This window comes from Stenotrophomonas mori, from assembly GCF_023556335.1.
GTDB lineage: Bacteria > Pseudomonadota > Gammaproteobacteria > Xanthomonadales > Xanthomonadaceae > Stenotrophomonas > Stenotrophomonas mori.
Genome location: NZ_JAIKTS010000001.1, coordinates 1,337,009 through 1,352,369 on the forward strand (window position 1 = coordinate 1,337,009; position 15,361 = coordinate 1,352,369).

The following is a 15,361-nucleotide window of genomic DNA, read 5'->3' on the forward strand; positions in this document are numbered from 1 at the left end:
TCCGTCTGCACAGGCGCTCGAATGTAGCGCCGCCCCCGTGAAAAGGAAAACGGCCGGGTCGCCCCGGCCGCTCTCCTTCCAGCTCCGATCGGTCAGACCGTCAGAACTTGTACTTCAGGCTCAGCATCATCGACCAGCGCGACACCGCGGTGTTGCCCTTGTCGTTGTTGTTCTCCTGGATCTGCGAGTTGTCGGTGGAACCGGTGAAGTTGTAGATGTACTTGCCGGTTGCCGGATCGATGCCCGCGTAGTTGGCGACGCGGCGGGTCGAGTAGAAACCGTAGTCGTCGATCAGGCCCCACTTCTTGTTGAGCAGGTTGCCGACATTCATGATGTCCAGCGCCAGCTCGGTCTTGTGGCCCTTGAAGAAGCCCGGCAGTTCCTGGCTGATGCGCACGTCGAAGCTGTTGACCCACTTGGCGCGGTGGGCGTTGGCCGGCACCACCTGACCCTGGTAGCCCGCCAGCTCCGGCGTCTTCTCCAGCCAGTCGAAGAAGTCCTTCTCCATCTGCGCGCCACCGGTCCACAGCACGTCGCCGTAGCCGGAAGGCACGTAGAACAGGTCGTTGGTGGCGGCACCGTCGCCGTTCACGTCGTTGTAGAAGATGTAGCTGTACGGACGGCCCGAACGGCCTTCGTAGAACAGGCCCACGCGGGTGGTGTTGTCACCGAAGAAGTTGTGCTTCCACTCCAGGGTGCCGGTCACGCGGTCCTTGATCGCATAGCGCGAGTTGTAGTCGACGTTCTCGTTGGCCTGGTAGATCAGCGTGTTGCCCCAGTTCGAGGTGTTCTGCGAACTGGTCAGCGGGCTGACTTCCTTGGCGGTGGTGTAGGTGTAGCCCAGCGACCAGCCCCAGTGCTCGCCCATCGGGCGGCTCAGGGCGAAGGTGGCCTGCATGCTGCTGCCCTTGTCGGTGTTGCGCAACAGCATCACGTCACCGATATCGCTGGGACGGTTGCCCTTCACGTCCGGGCACTGGCCGGCCGCGGTTTCGGCCGGGGTGCAGGTCCTGCCACCGATCTTGCCCACTTCCATGCCGTACTTGCCGGCATTGGCCGGGTCGCGGCCCGCGGCATTCCAGTAGTTGTCACGGCCGTCCATGGTGCCCGTGTAGGTCGGGTCCATCAGGTCCAGGCGCTCGAAATACAGGGCGTCATTGACCTTGGTGTACAGGAGCTCGGCGGATGCCACGATCCCGTACCACGGCAGTTCGTGGTCAAAGGCCAGGTTGGTCTTCCACACCGACGGCAGCTTGGTGCCCGGCGCGATGACGTCCACGTTCGCACGCGCGGCGCCCGGGGTCAGGCCCGCGGTGGAGGGCGGAACCGTCGGATCGAACGCCGGGGCATCGCCGCCCTTCAGGTCGTATTCGACGTAGTTCAGGCCGGTGTTCTGGTAGGCGCCCGCCAGCCACACGTTCGGGGCAGCGCCGCCGAACAGGCCGATGCCGCCGCGCAGCTGGGTCGGACGATCGCTGTCGAAGGTGTAGTTAAAGCCAACGCGCGGCTGCACCAGCTTGTCGTCGACCAGGCGGGTGTTGTTGTAGCCGTACAGCTGCTCGATGCGCGGGTTGTACAGGCGCTGGTCGCTGAAGTCGGGCATGTCCACGCGCACGCCGAACATCAGGCTCAGGTTGTAGTTGATCGCCCAGGTGTCCTGCACGAAGACGCCGGTGTTCTTCAGGTTGAAGGACGCGGGCACGTCGTTGATGCTGCCGCCCGGCCGCGGCGCGCGCAGCTGGTACTGGGACGGGGTACCGTCGCGGAAGTCCTGCAGGTTGGCGAAGGTGTAGACACCGTTGAGGTTGCGACCGTAGAAGTTCATCAGGTCGTTGTCGGAATAGTCGAAGCCGAACTTCACGCTGTGGTCGCCGACGTACCAGGTACCGGCACCGAAGGCGCTCAGCTCCTTGGATTCGACGATGTTGACGTGCGTGTTCTGCTCGGTACCGAACAGCAGCGCGGAATTGCTGGCGCCGAAGCCGTTGATGCGGATGTGCGGCAGGTTGACGCTCGGCACGCGGTTGGCCGAGTAGTCCTTGTGCGACACCTTGAACTCGGTGGAGAAGTTGTCCGACCAGTCGGAGAACAGTTCACCCATCCAGGTCTCGTAGATCTTCGGCTGCGCGTACCAGTGGCTGCTCAGCGACACCGTGCCGGTGCCCATGCCCGGGAAGCGCATGACGCTCTGCTCCATCTTGTTGTAGCGCAGCGCGGCACGGTGGTTCTCGTTGATGTTCCAGTCCAGCTTGACCGCGTATTCCTCGATCTCGGTCTTGTTGGCCGGCGCATTCAGGCCGCCGATGTTGTAGCCGAGGCCGGACATGATGCCCTGGACCTCGCTGATGTCGGCGTCGGTGATGCTGCCCTTGCCGTACGGCGAATCGCTCACGCTCACGCCCGGCGCCGAGCGCTCGTACTTCTCGTAGTTGGCGAAGAAGAACAGCTTGTCCTTGACGATCGGGCCACCGAAGGTCAGACCGTAGGTCTTCTCGTCGTCGAAGCCGTTGAAGTCGCCCTTGTCGCCTTCCAAGCGGCGGCGGACCATGTCGTCCTTGTTGCGGTAGGCGCCATAGACGGTGCCGTGGAATTCATTGGTGCCCGACTTGGTCACGGCGTTGATCACCGCGCCGGTACCGCCATAGATGGTGGTGTCGTAGTTGGCCAGGTCGATGTTGATTTCCTGGATGGCGTCCATCGACACCGGCTGGCGCTCGGTCGGCAGGTTGTTGGATTCCAGGCCGAACGGGTCGCCGGCGCCGATGCCGTCGATGCGGATGGCGTTGAAGCGGGTGTTCTGGCCACCGGCCGAGATCGCGCCGTCCGCCTTGCTGACCTGCGAGATGCGCGGGTCCAGGCGGATGTAGTCCTGGATGTTGCGGTTGGCCGACGGCAGCGCGTCCATCTGCTCACGGGTCACGTTCGAACCGGTGCCCATCTTGTTGGCACTGAACAGGTCCGAGCCGACCATCGCGGCCACCACGTCCACGCCCTGCAGGGTGGTCACGTCGCCGGCGAGCGCCGCGTTGACCGTGTTCACCTGGTTCAGGTTGAGGTACACGCCCTCTTCGGTCTTGGTGCCCTCGCCCGGCTTGGTGATGGTGATGGAGTAGGGACCGCCTACGCGCAGGCCGCGCGCGTTGTAGCGACCCGCCGCATCGGTGGTGGCGCGGCTGACCGTGCCCGACTCGACGTGGGTGATGGTGACTTCGGCACCGGCCACCGGCGCGCCGGCGTTGCTGGTGACCTGGCCGCCGACGCCGGCGGAGGTGCTCTGCGCGAATGCCGGCGCGGCCGCGAGCGCGGCGACAAGACCAAGGGCAAGCTTGGACATCCGGATACGAGGGTGGTTCATTATGGGTAGCCTCGAGACGAGTTAGCGATTGGGGAAAAACGCGATCCATCAGCCCCGGGGCCACCGGGCGCCTGATCGGCTTGAATCTGGGTCCCTTCCGCCGCAGCCTCGGCCGCAACGGTTAAGATAAGGTTAACACGGTAGCGACAATTTATGACCGCAATAAGACAGCCCGCTTGCAGTCCCCGCGGGCGTCTCCAGCCTTATCAACCACTTAGCCTACCGACGCCAGATACGTCCCCACGCCATCGAGCAGCATCTGCACTGAAATCGCGACCAGCAGCATGCCCATCAGGCGCTCCAGCGCGGTCAGTGCCCGGCTCCCCAGCAGCTTGTACAGCAGGGTCGCCGACATCAGGATCAATGCCGTGCCTCCCCAGGCCAGCAGCAGCGCGAGGCTCCACTCGCCGAGCCGGCCGGGCTCGTTGCTGCCCATGAGCATGACCGCCGCCATGCCCGACGGCCCCGCTACCAGCGGGATCGCCATCGGCACGATGAAGGGCTCGCCATCGGGCACCGCGCCCATCAGGCCCTCCGGCCGCGGGAAGATCATGCGGATGCCGATCAGGAAGAGCACGATGCCGCCGGCGATCGCCACCGATTCCTGGCGCAGGTGCATCAGCTCCAGCGCGTACTTGCCGCCCCACAGGAACGCCATCAGCACCGCCAGCGCGATCAGCAGCTCGCGCACCAGCACCACCCGTTGCCGGCGGGGCGGCAACGGCTTGAGCAGACTCAGGAATACCGGGATGTTGCCCAGCGGGTCCAGGATCAGGAACAGCAGCAGGGCGGCGGAAAGGATGGTCATTCCCGCAGCACCTTCACCTGGCCCCGCCAACGGGCACCCTCGGCCGCCAGCAGCTGCACGCAGGCGTCGGCGCACAGGCCGGGATCGACCGTGCCGTGATCGATGTCATGGGCGAACGCACGCGCCCGCAGCGCCGTGCGCATCGGCCGGGGCTGCAGCCCGCTGACCCGGACCGGCGTGTTCCGCAATTCGTTGTGCAGGCTGTCGAGCAGGCCGCGCAGCCCGTACTGGGCCACGCCGTAACCGCCCCAGTAGGCCTGCCCGACCCGTTGCGGATCGTCCAGGGCGAACACCACCGCGGCATCCTCGCGCTGTTTCAGCAGCGGCAGGCACGCCTGGGTCAGCCAGGCACGGGCCGTGAGGTTGACGTGCAGGGCACGCGCGAACGCCGCCGGATCCCCCAGCGCGAACGGGGTCAGCCCGGCGAAGTCCGCCGCGCAGTGCAGCACGCCGTCCAGCCGGCCGACCTCCGTCCCCAGCCGCTCCGCCAGGACCGCGTAGTCGTCCGGCGCGGCCCCTTCCAGGTCCAGCGGATAGAGCAGCGGTTCGGCACCGGCCCGGGCCACGCTGTCGTATATCCGGTTCAAGCGGGCGACCTTGCGCCCGAGCAGCACCACGGTGGCGCCCGCGGCCGCACAGGCCTGGCTGGCCGCCGCCCCGAGGCCACCGGCCGCCCCGGCCACCAGGACCACCCGGCCCTGCAACCGCGCATCGCCGGCCCGCGGCCCGGCCCCCGTCCCGCTCATGCCTGGCCGGCCTCGGCGACGATACGCTTGAGCTCGCCCGACTCGAGCAGCTCGAGGAGGATGTCGCAGCCGCCGATCAGCTCCCCGTGCATGAAGAACTGCGGGAACGTCGGCCAATTGGAATATCGCGGCAGATTGGCCCGCACCTCGGGCAGCTCCAGCACGTTGACCGTGCGCAGGTTGACTGCTCCGGCCACCAGCAGCGCCTGCACGGCACGGCTGGAGAACCCGCACATGGGGTGCTGCGGCGTGCCCTTCATGAACAGGATGAGGGGGTGCTGTTCGACCTCTGCCTGGATTTGCTCCATTACCGCCATTGGAATTCTCCCTGCTGCTGCGAAAGAACGGCCCTTCCCGGTCGGATAGACTCTTCTTCCGTGGCTGCCGATTGTAAGCCGAGCCAGACGGCTCCCGGCGCCCCAGATCAAAAAGAAACGGACCATGCCGGTAGAACTGCCCGACCTCCCTTACGCCCGCGACGCCCTGCATCCGCACCTTTCGGCCGAGACCGTGGCCCTGCACCATGACGGCCACCAGCGCCGCTGCGTCGAGGCCGTCAACACCCTCGCCACCGGCACCGACCTGGAAGCCTCGCCCCTGGAGGACATCGTCCGCAACAGCCAGGGCGCGCTGTTCGAAGCCGCCGCCCAGGCCTGGAACCACGCGTTCTACTGGCAATGCCTGCACCCGCGCGCCGGCGGCGAGCCCCATGGCCGGCTGGCCGAGCGCATCGCCCAGCAGTTCGGCGACACGGCCAGGCTGCGCGAAGAGTTCAACCACGCCGCGATGGCGGTGTTCGGTTCCGGCTGGGCCTGGCTGGTCCAGCATCCGGACGGGCGCCTGGCCATCGTCGCCACCCGCAACGCCGCCACCCCGCTGACCGGCGACAGCACGCCGCTGCTGGCCTGCAACCTGTGGGAACACGCCTACTACACCGACTACCAGAACGACCGGGCGCGCTACCTGCAGGCGTTCTGGAAGCTGGTGAACTGGGATTTCGTCAGCGCCCGGCTGCGCTGACCCCGCCGCCCGTGGCCGGGCGGCCCTGACCCGGCCCGCCCGCCGGCTTCCGCTTAACGCCGCAGTGCGTGCACCACCGGATCCACCTGGGCCTGCCGGTCCAGTGCGACCCCGACCCGCTCCAGCGCGGCGGCCAGGGCCTGCGCGTCGTCCGCACGCAGGTTGGCGTGCCCGACCTTGCGACCCTCGCGCGGCTGCTTGCCGTAGTCGTGCCAGTGGCCGGCCGGCTCGGCCAGGACCGCGGCGGCATCGGGCATGCGGCCGATCCAGTTGAGCATGCAGGCATGGCCCAGGGCATGCGTCGCCCCGAGCGGCAGGCCCAGCACCGCGCGCAGGTGGTTCTCGAACTGCGAGGTTTCCGCGCCGTCGCCGGTCCAGTGCCCGGAGTTGTGCACTCGCGGCGCCATCTCGTTGGCCAGCAGCTCCTCGCCACGGCAGAACAGCTCCAGCGCGAACACCCCCACATAATCGAGCCGCTCGGCGACACGCCGGGCGTAGCCGATGGCCGCGTCCTGCTGCGCCGGAGCGACCGCGGCCGGCGCCAGGCTGGCCGACAGCACGCCCTCGACATGCCAGTTGCCGGTCAGCGGCCAGGCGCGGAACTCGCCATCGCGGCCTCGCACCGCCACCACGCTGAGCTCGCGGTCGAAGGCGACGAAGCCTTCCAGGATCAGCCCGGTCTTCTCGACCTGCGCGCCCAGCGCCTGCCAGGCCGCATCGATGTCGGCCTCGTCGCGGATGCGGAACTGGCCCTTGCCGTCGTAGCCCAGGCGGCGCGTCTTGAGGATGCAGGGCATGCCGAACTCGGCCGCCTTCGCCGCCAGCTCGTCGCGGCTGCGGATGTCGGCGAACGGCGGCAGCGGGATGTCCAGGGACTGGAACAGCGCCTTCTCGCTCAACCGGTCCTGGGCCACGGCCAGCGCGTCCGGGTTCGGAAACACCGGGCGGCGCTCGGCCAGCCAGCGCGCACTGGCGGCGGGCACGTTCTCGAAGTCGAAGGTGACCACGTCCACGCCGACGGCGAACCGGGCCAGTGCGTCCATATCGTCGAAGGCGCCGACCTGCAGCGGCGCCAGCGGCCCCGCACAGGCGTCGGCGGCCGGGTCGAACACCACGAAACGCAGCCCCAGCGGGGCACCGGCCAGCACCATCATGCGGGCCAGCTGCCCACCTCCCAGGATGCCGACGGTCGTCATGCGTGCCGGCTCCCGCACACCGCCGCCCCGATGACTGCCCGGCTCATTTGCGGGGATCGTCGGTCGCCATCACATCGGCGGTCTGGCGCGCACGGAACGCGTCCAGCGCCTGCCCGATGGCGGCTTCGGCCGGTGCCAGCATCGCCGCGGCGAACAGTGCCGCATTGGACGCGCCGGCATTGCCGATGGCGAACGTGGCCACCGGCACGCCGGCCGGCATCTGCACGATCGACAGCAGCGAGTCCATGCCGTTCAGCGCCTTGGACTGCACCGGGACACCGAGCACCGGCACCGCGGTCTTGGCCGCGATCATGCCCGGCAGGTGCGCCGCGCCCCCGGCGCCGGCGATGATCGCGCGCAGTCCGCGCGTACCGGCCTCCTCGGCATAGGTGAACAGCACGTCCGGCGTCCGGTGCGCCGACACCACCTTCACTTCATAGGGAACGCCCAGCGCATCGAGCTTCTGGGCGGCGTGCTGCATGGTCTCCCAGTCGGAACGGGAACCCATCACGATGCCGACAAGCGGCGCGGAGGAATTGGGGGTCATTGGCCGTCACCTGCTGCAAAGACGTATTCTAGCCGCCTTCCACGCAAGACCACGAACCGATGGACCGCAAACTGCTCGACCTGCTCGTTTCGCCCGACACCCGCCAGCCGCTGGCCCTGCTGGACAGTGCCGGGCTGGACGCGCTGAACCGCGCCATCGCCGCCGGCGGCATCACCCGTGCCGACGGCGTCGCCCAGGCCGAACCGCTGCGCGAAGCGCTGGTCACCCGTGACCGCGCGCAGGTATTCCGGGTCGAGGACGGCATTCCGGTGCTGCTGGCCGAGGAAGCCATCGCCACCGCGCAGATCGACGGTTTCCAGGGAAAGTGATGCAGCCCCGGCCGCCGTCCGCTCCGCCGCAGGCGCAGATCGACGCCGACGTCGCCCGCGCCCTGGCCGAGGACATCGGCAGCGGCGACGTCACCGCAGCCCTGCTGCCCGATGCCGCCGACAGCGCCTACCTGCTGTGCAAGCAGGACGCGGTGATCGCCGGCAGGCCCTGGTTCGACGCCACCCATCGCGCGCTCGACCCGCAGGTGCGGATCGACTGGCGGGTACCGGAGGGCGGGCACGTCCGTGCCGGCACCGTGCTGGCCACCCTGCAGGGCCGCAGCCGCAGCCTGGTCAGCGCCGAACGCACCTCGCTGAACTTCCTGCAGACCCTGTCCGCCACCGCCACCACCACCGCGCGCTACGTCGCCGCCGTGGCCGGCACCGGTACGCGCATCCTCGACACCCGCAAGACCCTGCCCGGCCTGCGCCTGGCGCAGAAGTACGCGGTGCGCTGCGGCGGCGGCGACAACCACCGTACCGGCCTGTTCGACATGGTGATGCTCAAGGAGAACCACATCCGCGCCGCCGGGTCGATGACGACCGCGGTGCGGGCCGCACGCGCGCACCAGCCCGGCCTGCCGCTGGTGGTCGAGGTCGAGGACCTGGCGCAGCTGGAAGAAGCCCTGGGTGCCGGCTGCGAGCGCATCCTCATCGACGACTTCACGCCGGCGATGCGCCGCGAAGCGGTGCGCATCGCCGCCGGCCGCATTCCCCTGGAGGTCTCCGGCAGCGTGGCCCTGGAGGGACTGCGCGCGATCGCCGAGGACGGCGTGGACTGCATTTCCATCGGCGGCCTGACCAAGCACGTGCAGGCCATCGACCTGTCGTTGAAGCTGGGGCCGCCACCGGGCTGATTTCACGGCCCCGCCACGCCCGCCCCTGCGACGCTCCGGGCATCCCCCAGCGGAGCCCGCCGTGGCCTGTCGTCTGCTGCTCTGCATCGCCCTCCTGGTCCCCGCCGGGGCCGACGCCGCCACGGAAGTCTGCGACCTGCCTCCCCGCTATGGCACCGGCGCGGCCGCGCGCGCCCTCGTCCACGCCACCTGCAACGAGCACCGCCTGTGGCACCGTGCGTTCATCGACCGCGAAGGCCGGATCGCCCACCTGCCCCTCACCGAGGCCGAAACCGGCATGCTCGCCGACGACGGGCTCGTCGCCTGGCAGCGGGTGGCCGGCTACTGGCGCGACAGCGGCCTCCTGCCCGTGGTCGCAGCACTCCCCGGCGCGACCAGCTGCCAGCGCCCGCCCGGCGACCGTGCCGGCGATAACGATTGCCGCGCCTTCCTGGTCGATACGCCCTGGTCGGCGGCCTTCATCGCCTGGATCATGGCCCGTGCCGGGATTCCCGGATTCACCCGCTCCCCGCGCCACATCGACTACATCCGCGCCGCGCACCGCGACGGTGCCGCCGCCCGCCCGTATCGGCTGGCCGATCCATTCCAGGACAGGCCCGCACCCGGCGACCTGCTCTGTTTCCTGCGCGGGCGCAGCGCGGCGGCCGGCCCCGCCGGCCTTCGGGAAGCCCTGGACAGCGGCGGCGCCGAGCGCTGGACGTCGCACTGCGAGATCGTCGTGGCCGCCAACCCCGGTGGCGACCGCACACTGCACCTGGTCGGCGGCAACGTCGCCAACGCCGTGGTCATGCGCCGGCTGCCCCTGACCCGCACCGGCCAGCTGGAACCCGCCGCCGCCTCGCCCACCGATGCCCTGCCGTGGACCCCGTCCTGTTCGCCGGCCAATGAAACGGCCTGCGACCTCAACCGGCAGGACTGGGCGGCCCTGCTGAAGCTGGTGGAGCCGCCGCCGGTGTCGCCGCCCATGGAACCGGCCACCGGCACGGACTGAGCCCGGCCGCATGCGGCCGCCTCCTGCCTGCACCGCCCACCACCGCTCGCCCGGTTCCGCTTTACCGCGCGGCCGCCTAGAGTGTGGGCATGCCTACCCTGCTGATCCTGATGATCCTGGCCGCCATCGGCTACGTCCTGTGGGACACCTCGCGGGCCGCTGCCGAACGCGCCACCGAACTGGGCCGCAACGCCTGCCAGGCCGCCGACGTGCAATGGCTGGACCAGAGCGTGCATGCCATCGGGCTGCGCCTGTGCCGGCTCCCCAGCGGCTGGCTCGGTTTCGAGCGCACCTTCCGCTTCGACTATTCCTACGATGGCGTCGAACGCCACAGCGGGCGCATCGTCCTGCGCGGCAGGGAGCTGGCGGCGTTCACCGGGCCGGCCAAGGCCCGGGTCAGCCACCTGCAGCCACGCAGCGACGCCACCGAAGACCTCGAAAGCCGCTAGCCGCCCGGACCGGAACCCCGGACCGCGAACGCAGACCGCCGCCTTGCGGCGGCGGTCGGGTACGGTCTACTTCACCACGCGCAGGAACGGACGCTTGCCCGTGGGCTGCGGCGGCTCCGGCGGCGTATCGGGTGGCGGCGTATCGTCGTCGCTGCCCGGATCGGGCGCATCGGTTCCCGGAATGTCGTCCGGCAGGGCCATGCCCTGCCCGGTCTCCCGCGCATAGACCGCCAGCACCGCGGCGATCGGCACGTTCACCGGGAAGCTCACGCCCGAGAAACGGGCGGTGAAGCTCACCGCCTCGTTGTCGATGTGCAGCCGCATCACCGCGCGCTCGGCGATGTTCAACACCACCCGTTCGTCCTTCACCGCGCTGGCCGGCACCTGCACGCCCGGCACGCCCGCATCGACCATCAGGTGCGGGGTCATGCCGTTGTCGTTGATCCACTCCACGAGCGCCCGCAGCAGATACGGGCGGTGGCTGCTCATCCGGAAAGATTCTTCACTCATGCGGCAAGTGTACGCGGCCGGGATGCGCGATCGCCGCCCGAGGGCGGCGATCGATAAGTCTGCATACAGCAGGGTCCATTCAAACCGGCAGGTCGCGCAGCTTCTTTTCCTGGTCGGTGAGGCTGCGGATGAAACCCGGATTGCGGAAGATGCGGTTGCCGTAATCCTCGATGGCCTTGCCGTCCTTCGGCAGCGGAATGCCGAGCGCTTCCAGGCGCCAGATGATCGGCGCCATCGCGCAGTCGGCCAGGCTCATTTCCGGATTGAGGAAGAACTTGGAGGCCTTGAACAGCGGCACCGATTGCGCGACCAGCTCCTTCAGGCGCTTGCGCGCGGCTTCGGCCTGGGTCTTGTTGCCCAGCTGGACCGCCTGCAACTGCGGCACCCAGTCGTGCTCGATGCGCAGCATCGCCAGCCGCAACCGCGCCCGCGACAGCGGGTCCACCGGCATCAGCGGCGGGTGCGGATAGCGCTCGTCCAGGTACTCGCTGACCACCGAAGCGGCGTACAGCACCAGCTCGCGCTCGACCAGGGTCGGCACCGAGTGGTAGGGATTCAGGTCGATCAGGTCTTCCGGCGGATTCTGCGGATCGACCGGCACCAGATCGTAGGTGACACCCTTGGCGGCCAGGACCAGCCGTACCCTGTGACACAGGACATCGTCGTTGGCCGAGAACAAGGTCAGGGTATTTCGCATACGCACACTCGCCGCCATCAAGGGCTCTCCAACGGCTGGAATCCGCCAGCCTTACGGCTCCGCGGGCCCAGCGCCCACGGTCGCCACCTTTCTCAGTGTGCAGCCAGCCGGCGCCGATGCCAAGTACCCGCCGCTCCCGGCGCGGGAGCGGCCCGGGACCGGCCCCGTCAGTCCACGTCCTTCCAGTACTCGTTCTTGAGCAGGTAGGCCAGGAAGGCCAGCAGCGCCAGGAACAGCATCACCCACAGTCCCATCGCCTGCCGCTTGAGGATCGCCGGCTCGCCGGCGTACTCCAGGAAATTGGTGATGTCGCGGACCGTCCGGTCGAACTCCGCCGGCGCCACCCGCCCCGGCGTGGCCACCTTCAAGCGCTCCGGGTGGCGCTCCCCGGCGACGTCGGGTTCGCCCAGCTCGGCATGCTGCAGGCCCTGCAGCTCCCACAGCGGATTGGGCATGGAGGCATTGGGGAACAGCTTGTTGTTCCAGCCCAGCGGACGCGTCGGGTCGATGTAGAACGACTTGAGGTAGGTATAGATCCAGTCGCTGCCGCGCACCCGCGAGATCAGGCTCAGGTCCGGCGGCATCTTGCCGAACCATTTGTCGCCCTGCTCCTTGGTCATCGCCACCTGGATCTGCTCGCCGATCTTGGCGCCGGTGAAGTTCAGGCTCTCCATCACCTGCTCCTCGCTCAGCCCCAGGTCGGCGGCCATGCGCGAATAGCGCAGGTATTTCAGCGAGTGGCAACCCGAGCAGTAGTTCATGTAGGCCTGCGCGCCCCGCTGCAGCGAGGCCTGGTCGCCCAGGTCGTTGCCCGCCTGCAGCGTCTCGCCGGACGCGGCCAGCGCGGTGGCGGCGGACAGGAGGGCGGCAGCGGCCGTCGCCAGCACGGCGGTCCATTTCTTAGTCATGCGTCGTCACCCGATCCGGCACTGCCTTGGACGTGTCCATGCGGGTCCACACCGGCATGGTCAGGAAGAAAAGGAAGTAATAGGCGGTCAGGACCCGGCCGACGATGGTCTCCACCGGGTCGGTTCCCGGACCGGCACCGATCTTGCCCAGGTACACGAAGCTGAAAGCGAAGCCGAACAGCAGCACCTTGGAGAGCATTCCGCGGTAGCGGTAGGACTTGACCCGGGCGCGGTCCAGCCAGGGCAGCGCGAACAGGATCATGATCGCGCCGAACATCACCATCACCCCGCCCAGCTTGTCCGGCACGACCCGCAGCATCGCGTAGTACGGCGTGTAGTACCACACCGGCTTGATGTGCTCGGGGGTGACCAGGCGGTTGGCCTCGGTGAAGTTGTCGTGCTCGAGGAACCAGCCGCCCAGCGCCGGCACGAAGAAGATGATGAAGGCCGCGATGACCATCATCGCCAGCACGTAGAAACTGTCCTTGACCGTGTAGTACGGGTGGAAGGGAACGCCGTCGGCCGGCGCGTTCGGTGACCAGCGGTTGCCCCGCGGCCCCTTCTTGATCTCCACGCCGTCGGGGTTGTTGGAGCCGACCTCGTGCAGCGCCCCCAGGTGCAGCACCACCAGCAGCAGCAGCACCAGCGGCACCGCGATCACGTGCAGCGCGAAGAAGCGGTTGAGCGTGGCATCGGACGGCAGGTAGTCGCCCATGATCCACTCGGTGAGGCCGCCGCCGATCACCGGGATGGCGCCAAACAGCGAAATGATGACCTTCGCCCCCCAGAACGACATCTGCCCCCACGGCAGCACGTAGCCCATGAAAGCCTCGGCCATCAGCGCCAGGTAGATCAGCATGCCCAGGATCCACACCAGCTCGCGCGGCCGCTGGTAGGAGCCGTACATCAGACCGCGGAACATGTGCAGGTAGACGACGATGAAGAACAGCGAGGCGCCGGTGCTGTGCATGTAGCGGATCAGCCAGCCCCACTCGACGTCGCGCATGATGTACTCGACCGAGGCGAAGGCCTCGGCCGCGCTCGGCTTGTAGTGCATCGTCAGGAAGATGCCGGTGACGATCTGGTTGACCAGGATCACCAGTGACAGCACGCCGAAGATGTACCAGATGTTGAAGTTCTTCGGCGCGTAGTACTCGGTCATGTGCTTCCGGTACATCGGCACCAGCGCCGGTGCACGGTCGTTGACCCAGCCCATCACGCCGTTGGCGGCACGCACGAGGATGTTGTCAGCCATGATTACGCCGCCCCCTCAGGATCGACACCGATGACGATGGTGTTGTCGTCGGCGTAGTGGTGTGGTGGCACGACCAGGTTGGTCGGCGCCGGCACGCCCTGGAAGACGCGGCCGGCCATGTCGAAGCGCGATTTGTGGCAGGGGCAGAAGTAGCCGCCCTTCCATTCCGTGTCGTAGGGCTCGGGCTTGATCTCGGCGGCCATTTCCGGCGAGCAGCCCAGGTGGGTGCACAGGCCCACCAGCACCGAGATGTCCGGCTTGATCGAGCGCAGCTCGGGGTTGGCCTTGCGCACGTAGTCCGGCTGCTGGTCGGCGTTCTCGGACTTGGGATCGCGCAGGCGCCCGTCCAGGGTCGGCAGCGCGTCGAGCACGGCCTTGGAGCGCTTGACGATCCAGATCGGCTGGCCACGCCACTCCAGGATCAGGCGTTGCCCGTCCTGCAGGGCGCTGATGTCGGCATTGACCGGCGCGCCGGCCAGCTGCGCACGGGCGCTGGGGTTCCACGACTTGATGAAAGGGACCGCTGCGAAACCTGCTCCGACTGCTCCGACCACGGCCGTGGTCGCCGTCAGGAAACGCCGGCGCCCGGCATTGACTGGCTCGTTTACCCCATCGTTGGCCATTCGGCACTCCGATATTGTTTAGGTGGCTTGCGGCTGCCTGCGGCCAGCGGAACCCGACCGCTCGGAATGGAACTTTCGCGAGTCTAGCTGAACGATCAGCCGCCGCACAACGCGATGAAACACAAGTCAATGACGTTTGTCACGCGACAGCGCAGCACGACCGGAACGTTACTGCCGCGAGCCCAGTTCGCCGCGGTAGCGCTCGGCCAGCTGCGCGACGCGCCGCACGTAGTACCGGGTTTCGCTGTAGGGGGGAACGCCGCCATGGCGGTCCACGGCGCCCTCGCCGGCGTTGTACCCGGCCGCGGCCAGGGTCAGGTCGCCCTTGAAGCGGCGCAGCAGCCACGACAGGTACTGCACGCCGCCGCGGATGTTCTGCCCGGCATCGTAGGCGTCGCTGACGCCGAACCGCGCCGCGGTGGGCGGCATCAGCTGCATCAGGCCCTGCGCACCGGCACGGCTGAGCGCGGACGGGTTGTAGGCCGATTCGGCATGGATCACCGCTCTCACCACCGCTTCTTCGACGCCGAACTCGCGCGCCGCCGCGGCGATCTCCTCGCGGAAGGCGGTGGTGTTCAGGCGCACGCTGCCGAAATCCACCCCCGGGGCGGCACCGCAGGCGTAGCAGCGCTCGATGAAGCTGTAGCGGATGGTGCGGACCGCGCCGAGGCTGGCGACCTGTGCCGGGCGCGCGCTGGTGTAGTGGCGCACCCCGTCCTGCATGTAGGAGTAGACCTGGCCGCTGACCAGCCGGCTGCTGCCGCGCGGCGCGGCGGCGCGCGGCACTGCCGGGGTATCCGCCCGCGCCGCGGCGGTGCCGGCGGTCCGCACCGCCGCTGCCGGCGCCACGGCGGGCACGGGCGCAGACGCCACCGCCGGCCGTGCTGCCCGGCCGGCGTCGCGGCTGTAGGCGATGGTGCTGCAGCGGGCACCGGGCACCCGCTTGCTGACATAGCTGGTGACCCCGTCCGCCCCGGCACACTTGTACAGGGTGCCGGCGCTGGCCGGCGCAACCGCCAGCGCAGCGATGACGATCGCCATTGTCCCCAGTCTCCCCTTCATGGGCGCGA

17 protein-coding genes are annotated in these 15,361 nt (G+C 68.5%); 5 read left to right on the forward strand and 12 right to left on the reverse strand.

What is annotated here, in order from left to right; genetic code table 11:
* Positions 1-100 precede the first annotated feature (100 nt).
* The 4 genes from K5L01_RS06020 to grxD all read right to left on the reverse strand — a co-directional run bounded on the left by K5L01_RS06020 (position 101) and on the right by grxD (position 5,226).
* Positions 101-3,355, reverse strand: a complete 3,255-nt coding sequence (locus tag K5L01_RS06020; protein ID WP_250062833.1) for a TonB-dependent receptor — start codon at positions 3,353-3,355, stop codon at positions 101-103.
* Between the two features lie 214 nt (positions 3,356-3,569).
* The gene (locus tag K5L01_RS06025) at positions 3,570-4,163 is read right to left on the reverse strand and encodes a YhgN family NAAT transporter (protein ID WP_250062835.1); all 594 of its coding nucleotides are present in this window, start codon (positions 4,161-4,163) and stop codon (positions 3,570-3,572) included.
* The gene (locus K5L01_RS06030; protein WP_250062836.1) at positions 4,160-4,909 is read right to left on the reverse strand and encodes an SDR family NAD(P)-dependent oxidoreductase; all 750 of its coding nucleotides are present in this window, start codon (positions 4,907-4,909) and stop codon (positions 4,160-4,162) included. The genes K5L01_RS06025 and K5L01_RS06030 overlap by 4 nt, the downstream gene beginning before the upstream one ends.
* On the reverse strand, positions 4,906-5,226 hold the full coding sequence (gene grxD, locus K5L01_RS06035; protein ID WP_250062839.1) for a Grx4 family monothiol glutaredoxin: 321 nt from the start codon (positions 5,224-5,226) through the stop codon (positions 4,906-4,908). The genes K5L01_RS06030 and grxD overlap by 4 nt, the downstream gene beginning before the upstream one ends.
* Before the next feature lie 124 nt (positions 5,227-5,350).
* On the opposite strand from grxD, the gene K5L01_RS06040 reads away from it, so the two are divergent.
* Entirely contained in the window at positions 5,351-5,929 is a 579-nt protein-coding gene (locus K5L01_RS06040) for a superoxide dismutase (protein ID WP_250062841.1), read from the forward strand.
* Positions 5,930-5,982: 53 nt separating this feature from the next.
* Here the strand turns inward: K5L01_RS06040 and K5L01_RS06045 are convergent, their stop codons facing one another.
* Both K5L01_RS06045 and purE read right to left on the reverse strand, forming a co-directional pair.
* Positions 5,983-7,125, reverse strand: coding sequence for a 5-(carboxyamino)imidazole ribonucleotide synthase (locus K5L01_RS06045; protein WP_250062842.1), 1,143 nt, complete (start codon positions 7,123-7,125; stop codon positions 5,983-5,985).
* 43 nt (positions 7,126-7,168) lie between these two features.
* Positions 7,169-7,672: a 5-(carboxyamino)imidazole ribonucleotide mutase gene (purE, locus tag K5L01_RS06050; RefSeq protein WP_250062843.1), complete on the reverse strand. Its 504-nt coding sequence runs from the start codon at positions 7,670-7,672 to the stop codon at positions 7,169-7,171.
* A gap of 59 nt (positions 7,673-7,731) precedes the next feature.
* Here purE and K5L01_RS06055 point away from each other — a divergent pair, with 59 nt between their 5' ends.
* The 4 genes from K5L01_RS06055 (at position 7,732) to K5L01_RS06070 (ending at position 10,298) form a co-directional block, all read left to right on the forward strand.
* The gene (locus K5L01_RS06055) at positions 7,732-8,001 is read left to right on the forward strand and encodes a Trm112 family protein (protein ID WP_250062844.1); all 270 of its coding nucleotides are present in this window, start codon (positions 7,732-7,734) and stop codon (positions 7,999-8,001) included.
* Positions 8,001-8,858 (forward strand): carboxylating nicotinate-nucleotide diphosphorylase, encoded by an 858-nt coding sequence (gene nadC, locus K5L01_RS06060; protein ID WP_250062845.1) that lies wholly within the window; start codon positions 8,001-8,003, stop codon positions 8,856-8,858. The genes K5L01_RS06055 and nadC overlap by 1 nt, the downstream gene beginning before the upstream one ends.
* Positions 8,859-8,919: 61 nt before the next feature.
* The gene (locus K5L01_RS06065; protein WP_250062846.1) at positions 8,920-9,849 is read left to right on the forward strand and encodes a DUF2272 domain-containing protein; all 930 of its coding nucleotides are present in this window, start codon (positions 8,920-8,922) and stop codon (positions 9,847-9,849) included.
* A gap of 89 nt (positions 9,850-9,938) precedes the next feature.
* Complete coding sequence (locus K5L01_RS06070; protein ID WP_250062847.1) at positions 9,939-10,298, forward strand: DUF3301 domain-containing protein; 360 nt, start codon at positions 9,939-9,941, stop codon at positions 10,296-10,298.
* Between the two features lie 66 nt (positions 10,299-10,364).
* On the opposite strand, the gene K5L01_RS06075 is transcribed toward K5L01_RS06070, so the two are convergent.
* From K5L01_RS06075 to K5L01_RS06100, 6 genes are all read right to left on the reverse strand, one after another.
* Positions 10,365-10,808, reverse strand: a complete 444-nt coding sequence (locus K5L01_RS06075) for a ClpXP protease specificity-enhancing factor (protein ID WP_250062849.1) — start codon at positions 10,806-10,808, stop codon at positions 10,365-10,367.
* Positions 10,809-10,887: 79 nt separating this feature from the next.
* Positions 10,888-11,523, reverse strand: coding sequence for a glutathione S-transferase N-terminal domain-containing protein (locus tag K5L01_RS06080; RefSeq protein ID WP_250062851.1), 636 nt, complete (start codon positions 11,521-11,523; stop codon positions 10,888-10,890).
* 149 nt (positions 11,524-11,672) lie between these two features.
* A complete protein-coding gene (locus K5L01_RS06085; RefSeq protein ID WP_250062854.1) occupies positions 11,673-12,413 on the reverse strand; it encodes a cytochrome c1 in 741 nt (246 codons plus the stop codon).
* Positions 12,406-13,668 carry a cytochrome b gene (locus tag K5L01_RS06090; protein WP_250062856.1) on the reverse strand — a complete coding sequence of 421 codons (1,263 nt, stop codon included), beginning with the start codon at positions 13,666-13,668 and terminating at the stop codon, positions 12,406-12,408. The genes K5L01_RS06085 and K5L01_RS06090 overlap by 8 nt, the downstream gene beginning before the upstream one ends.
* Before the next feature lie 2 nt (positions 13,669-13,670).
* The gene (gene petA, locus K5L01_RS06095; protein WP_250062858.1) at positions 13,671-14,291 is read right to left on the reverse strand and encodes a ubiquinol-cytochrome c reductase iron-sulfur subunit; all 621 of its coding nucleotides are present in this window, start codon (positions 14,289-14,291) and stop codon (positions 13,671-13,673) included.
* 168 nt (positions 14,292-14,459) lie between these two features.
* The gene (locus K5L01_RS06100) at positions 14,460-15,353 is read right to left on the reverse strand and encodes a lytic transglycosylase domain-containing protein (RefSeq protein WP_250062860.1); all 894 of its coding nucleotides are present in this window, start codon (positions 15,351-15,353) and stop codon (positions 14,460-14,462) included.
* Positions 15,354-15,361 lie beyond the last annotated feature (8 nt).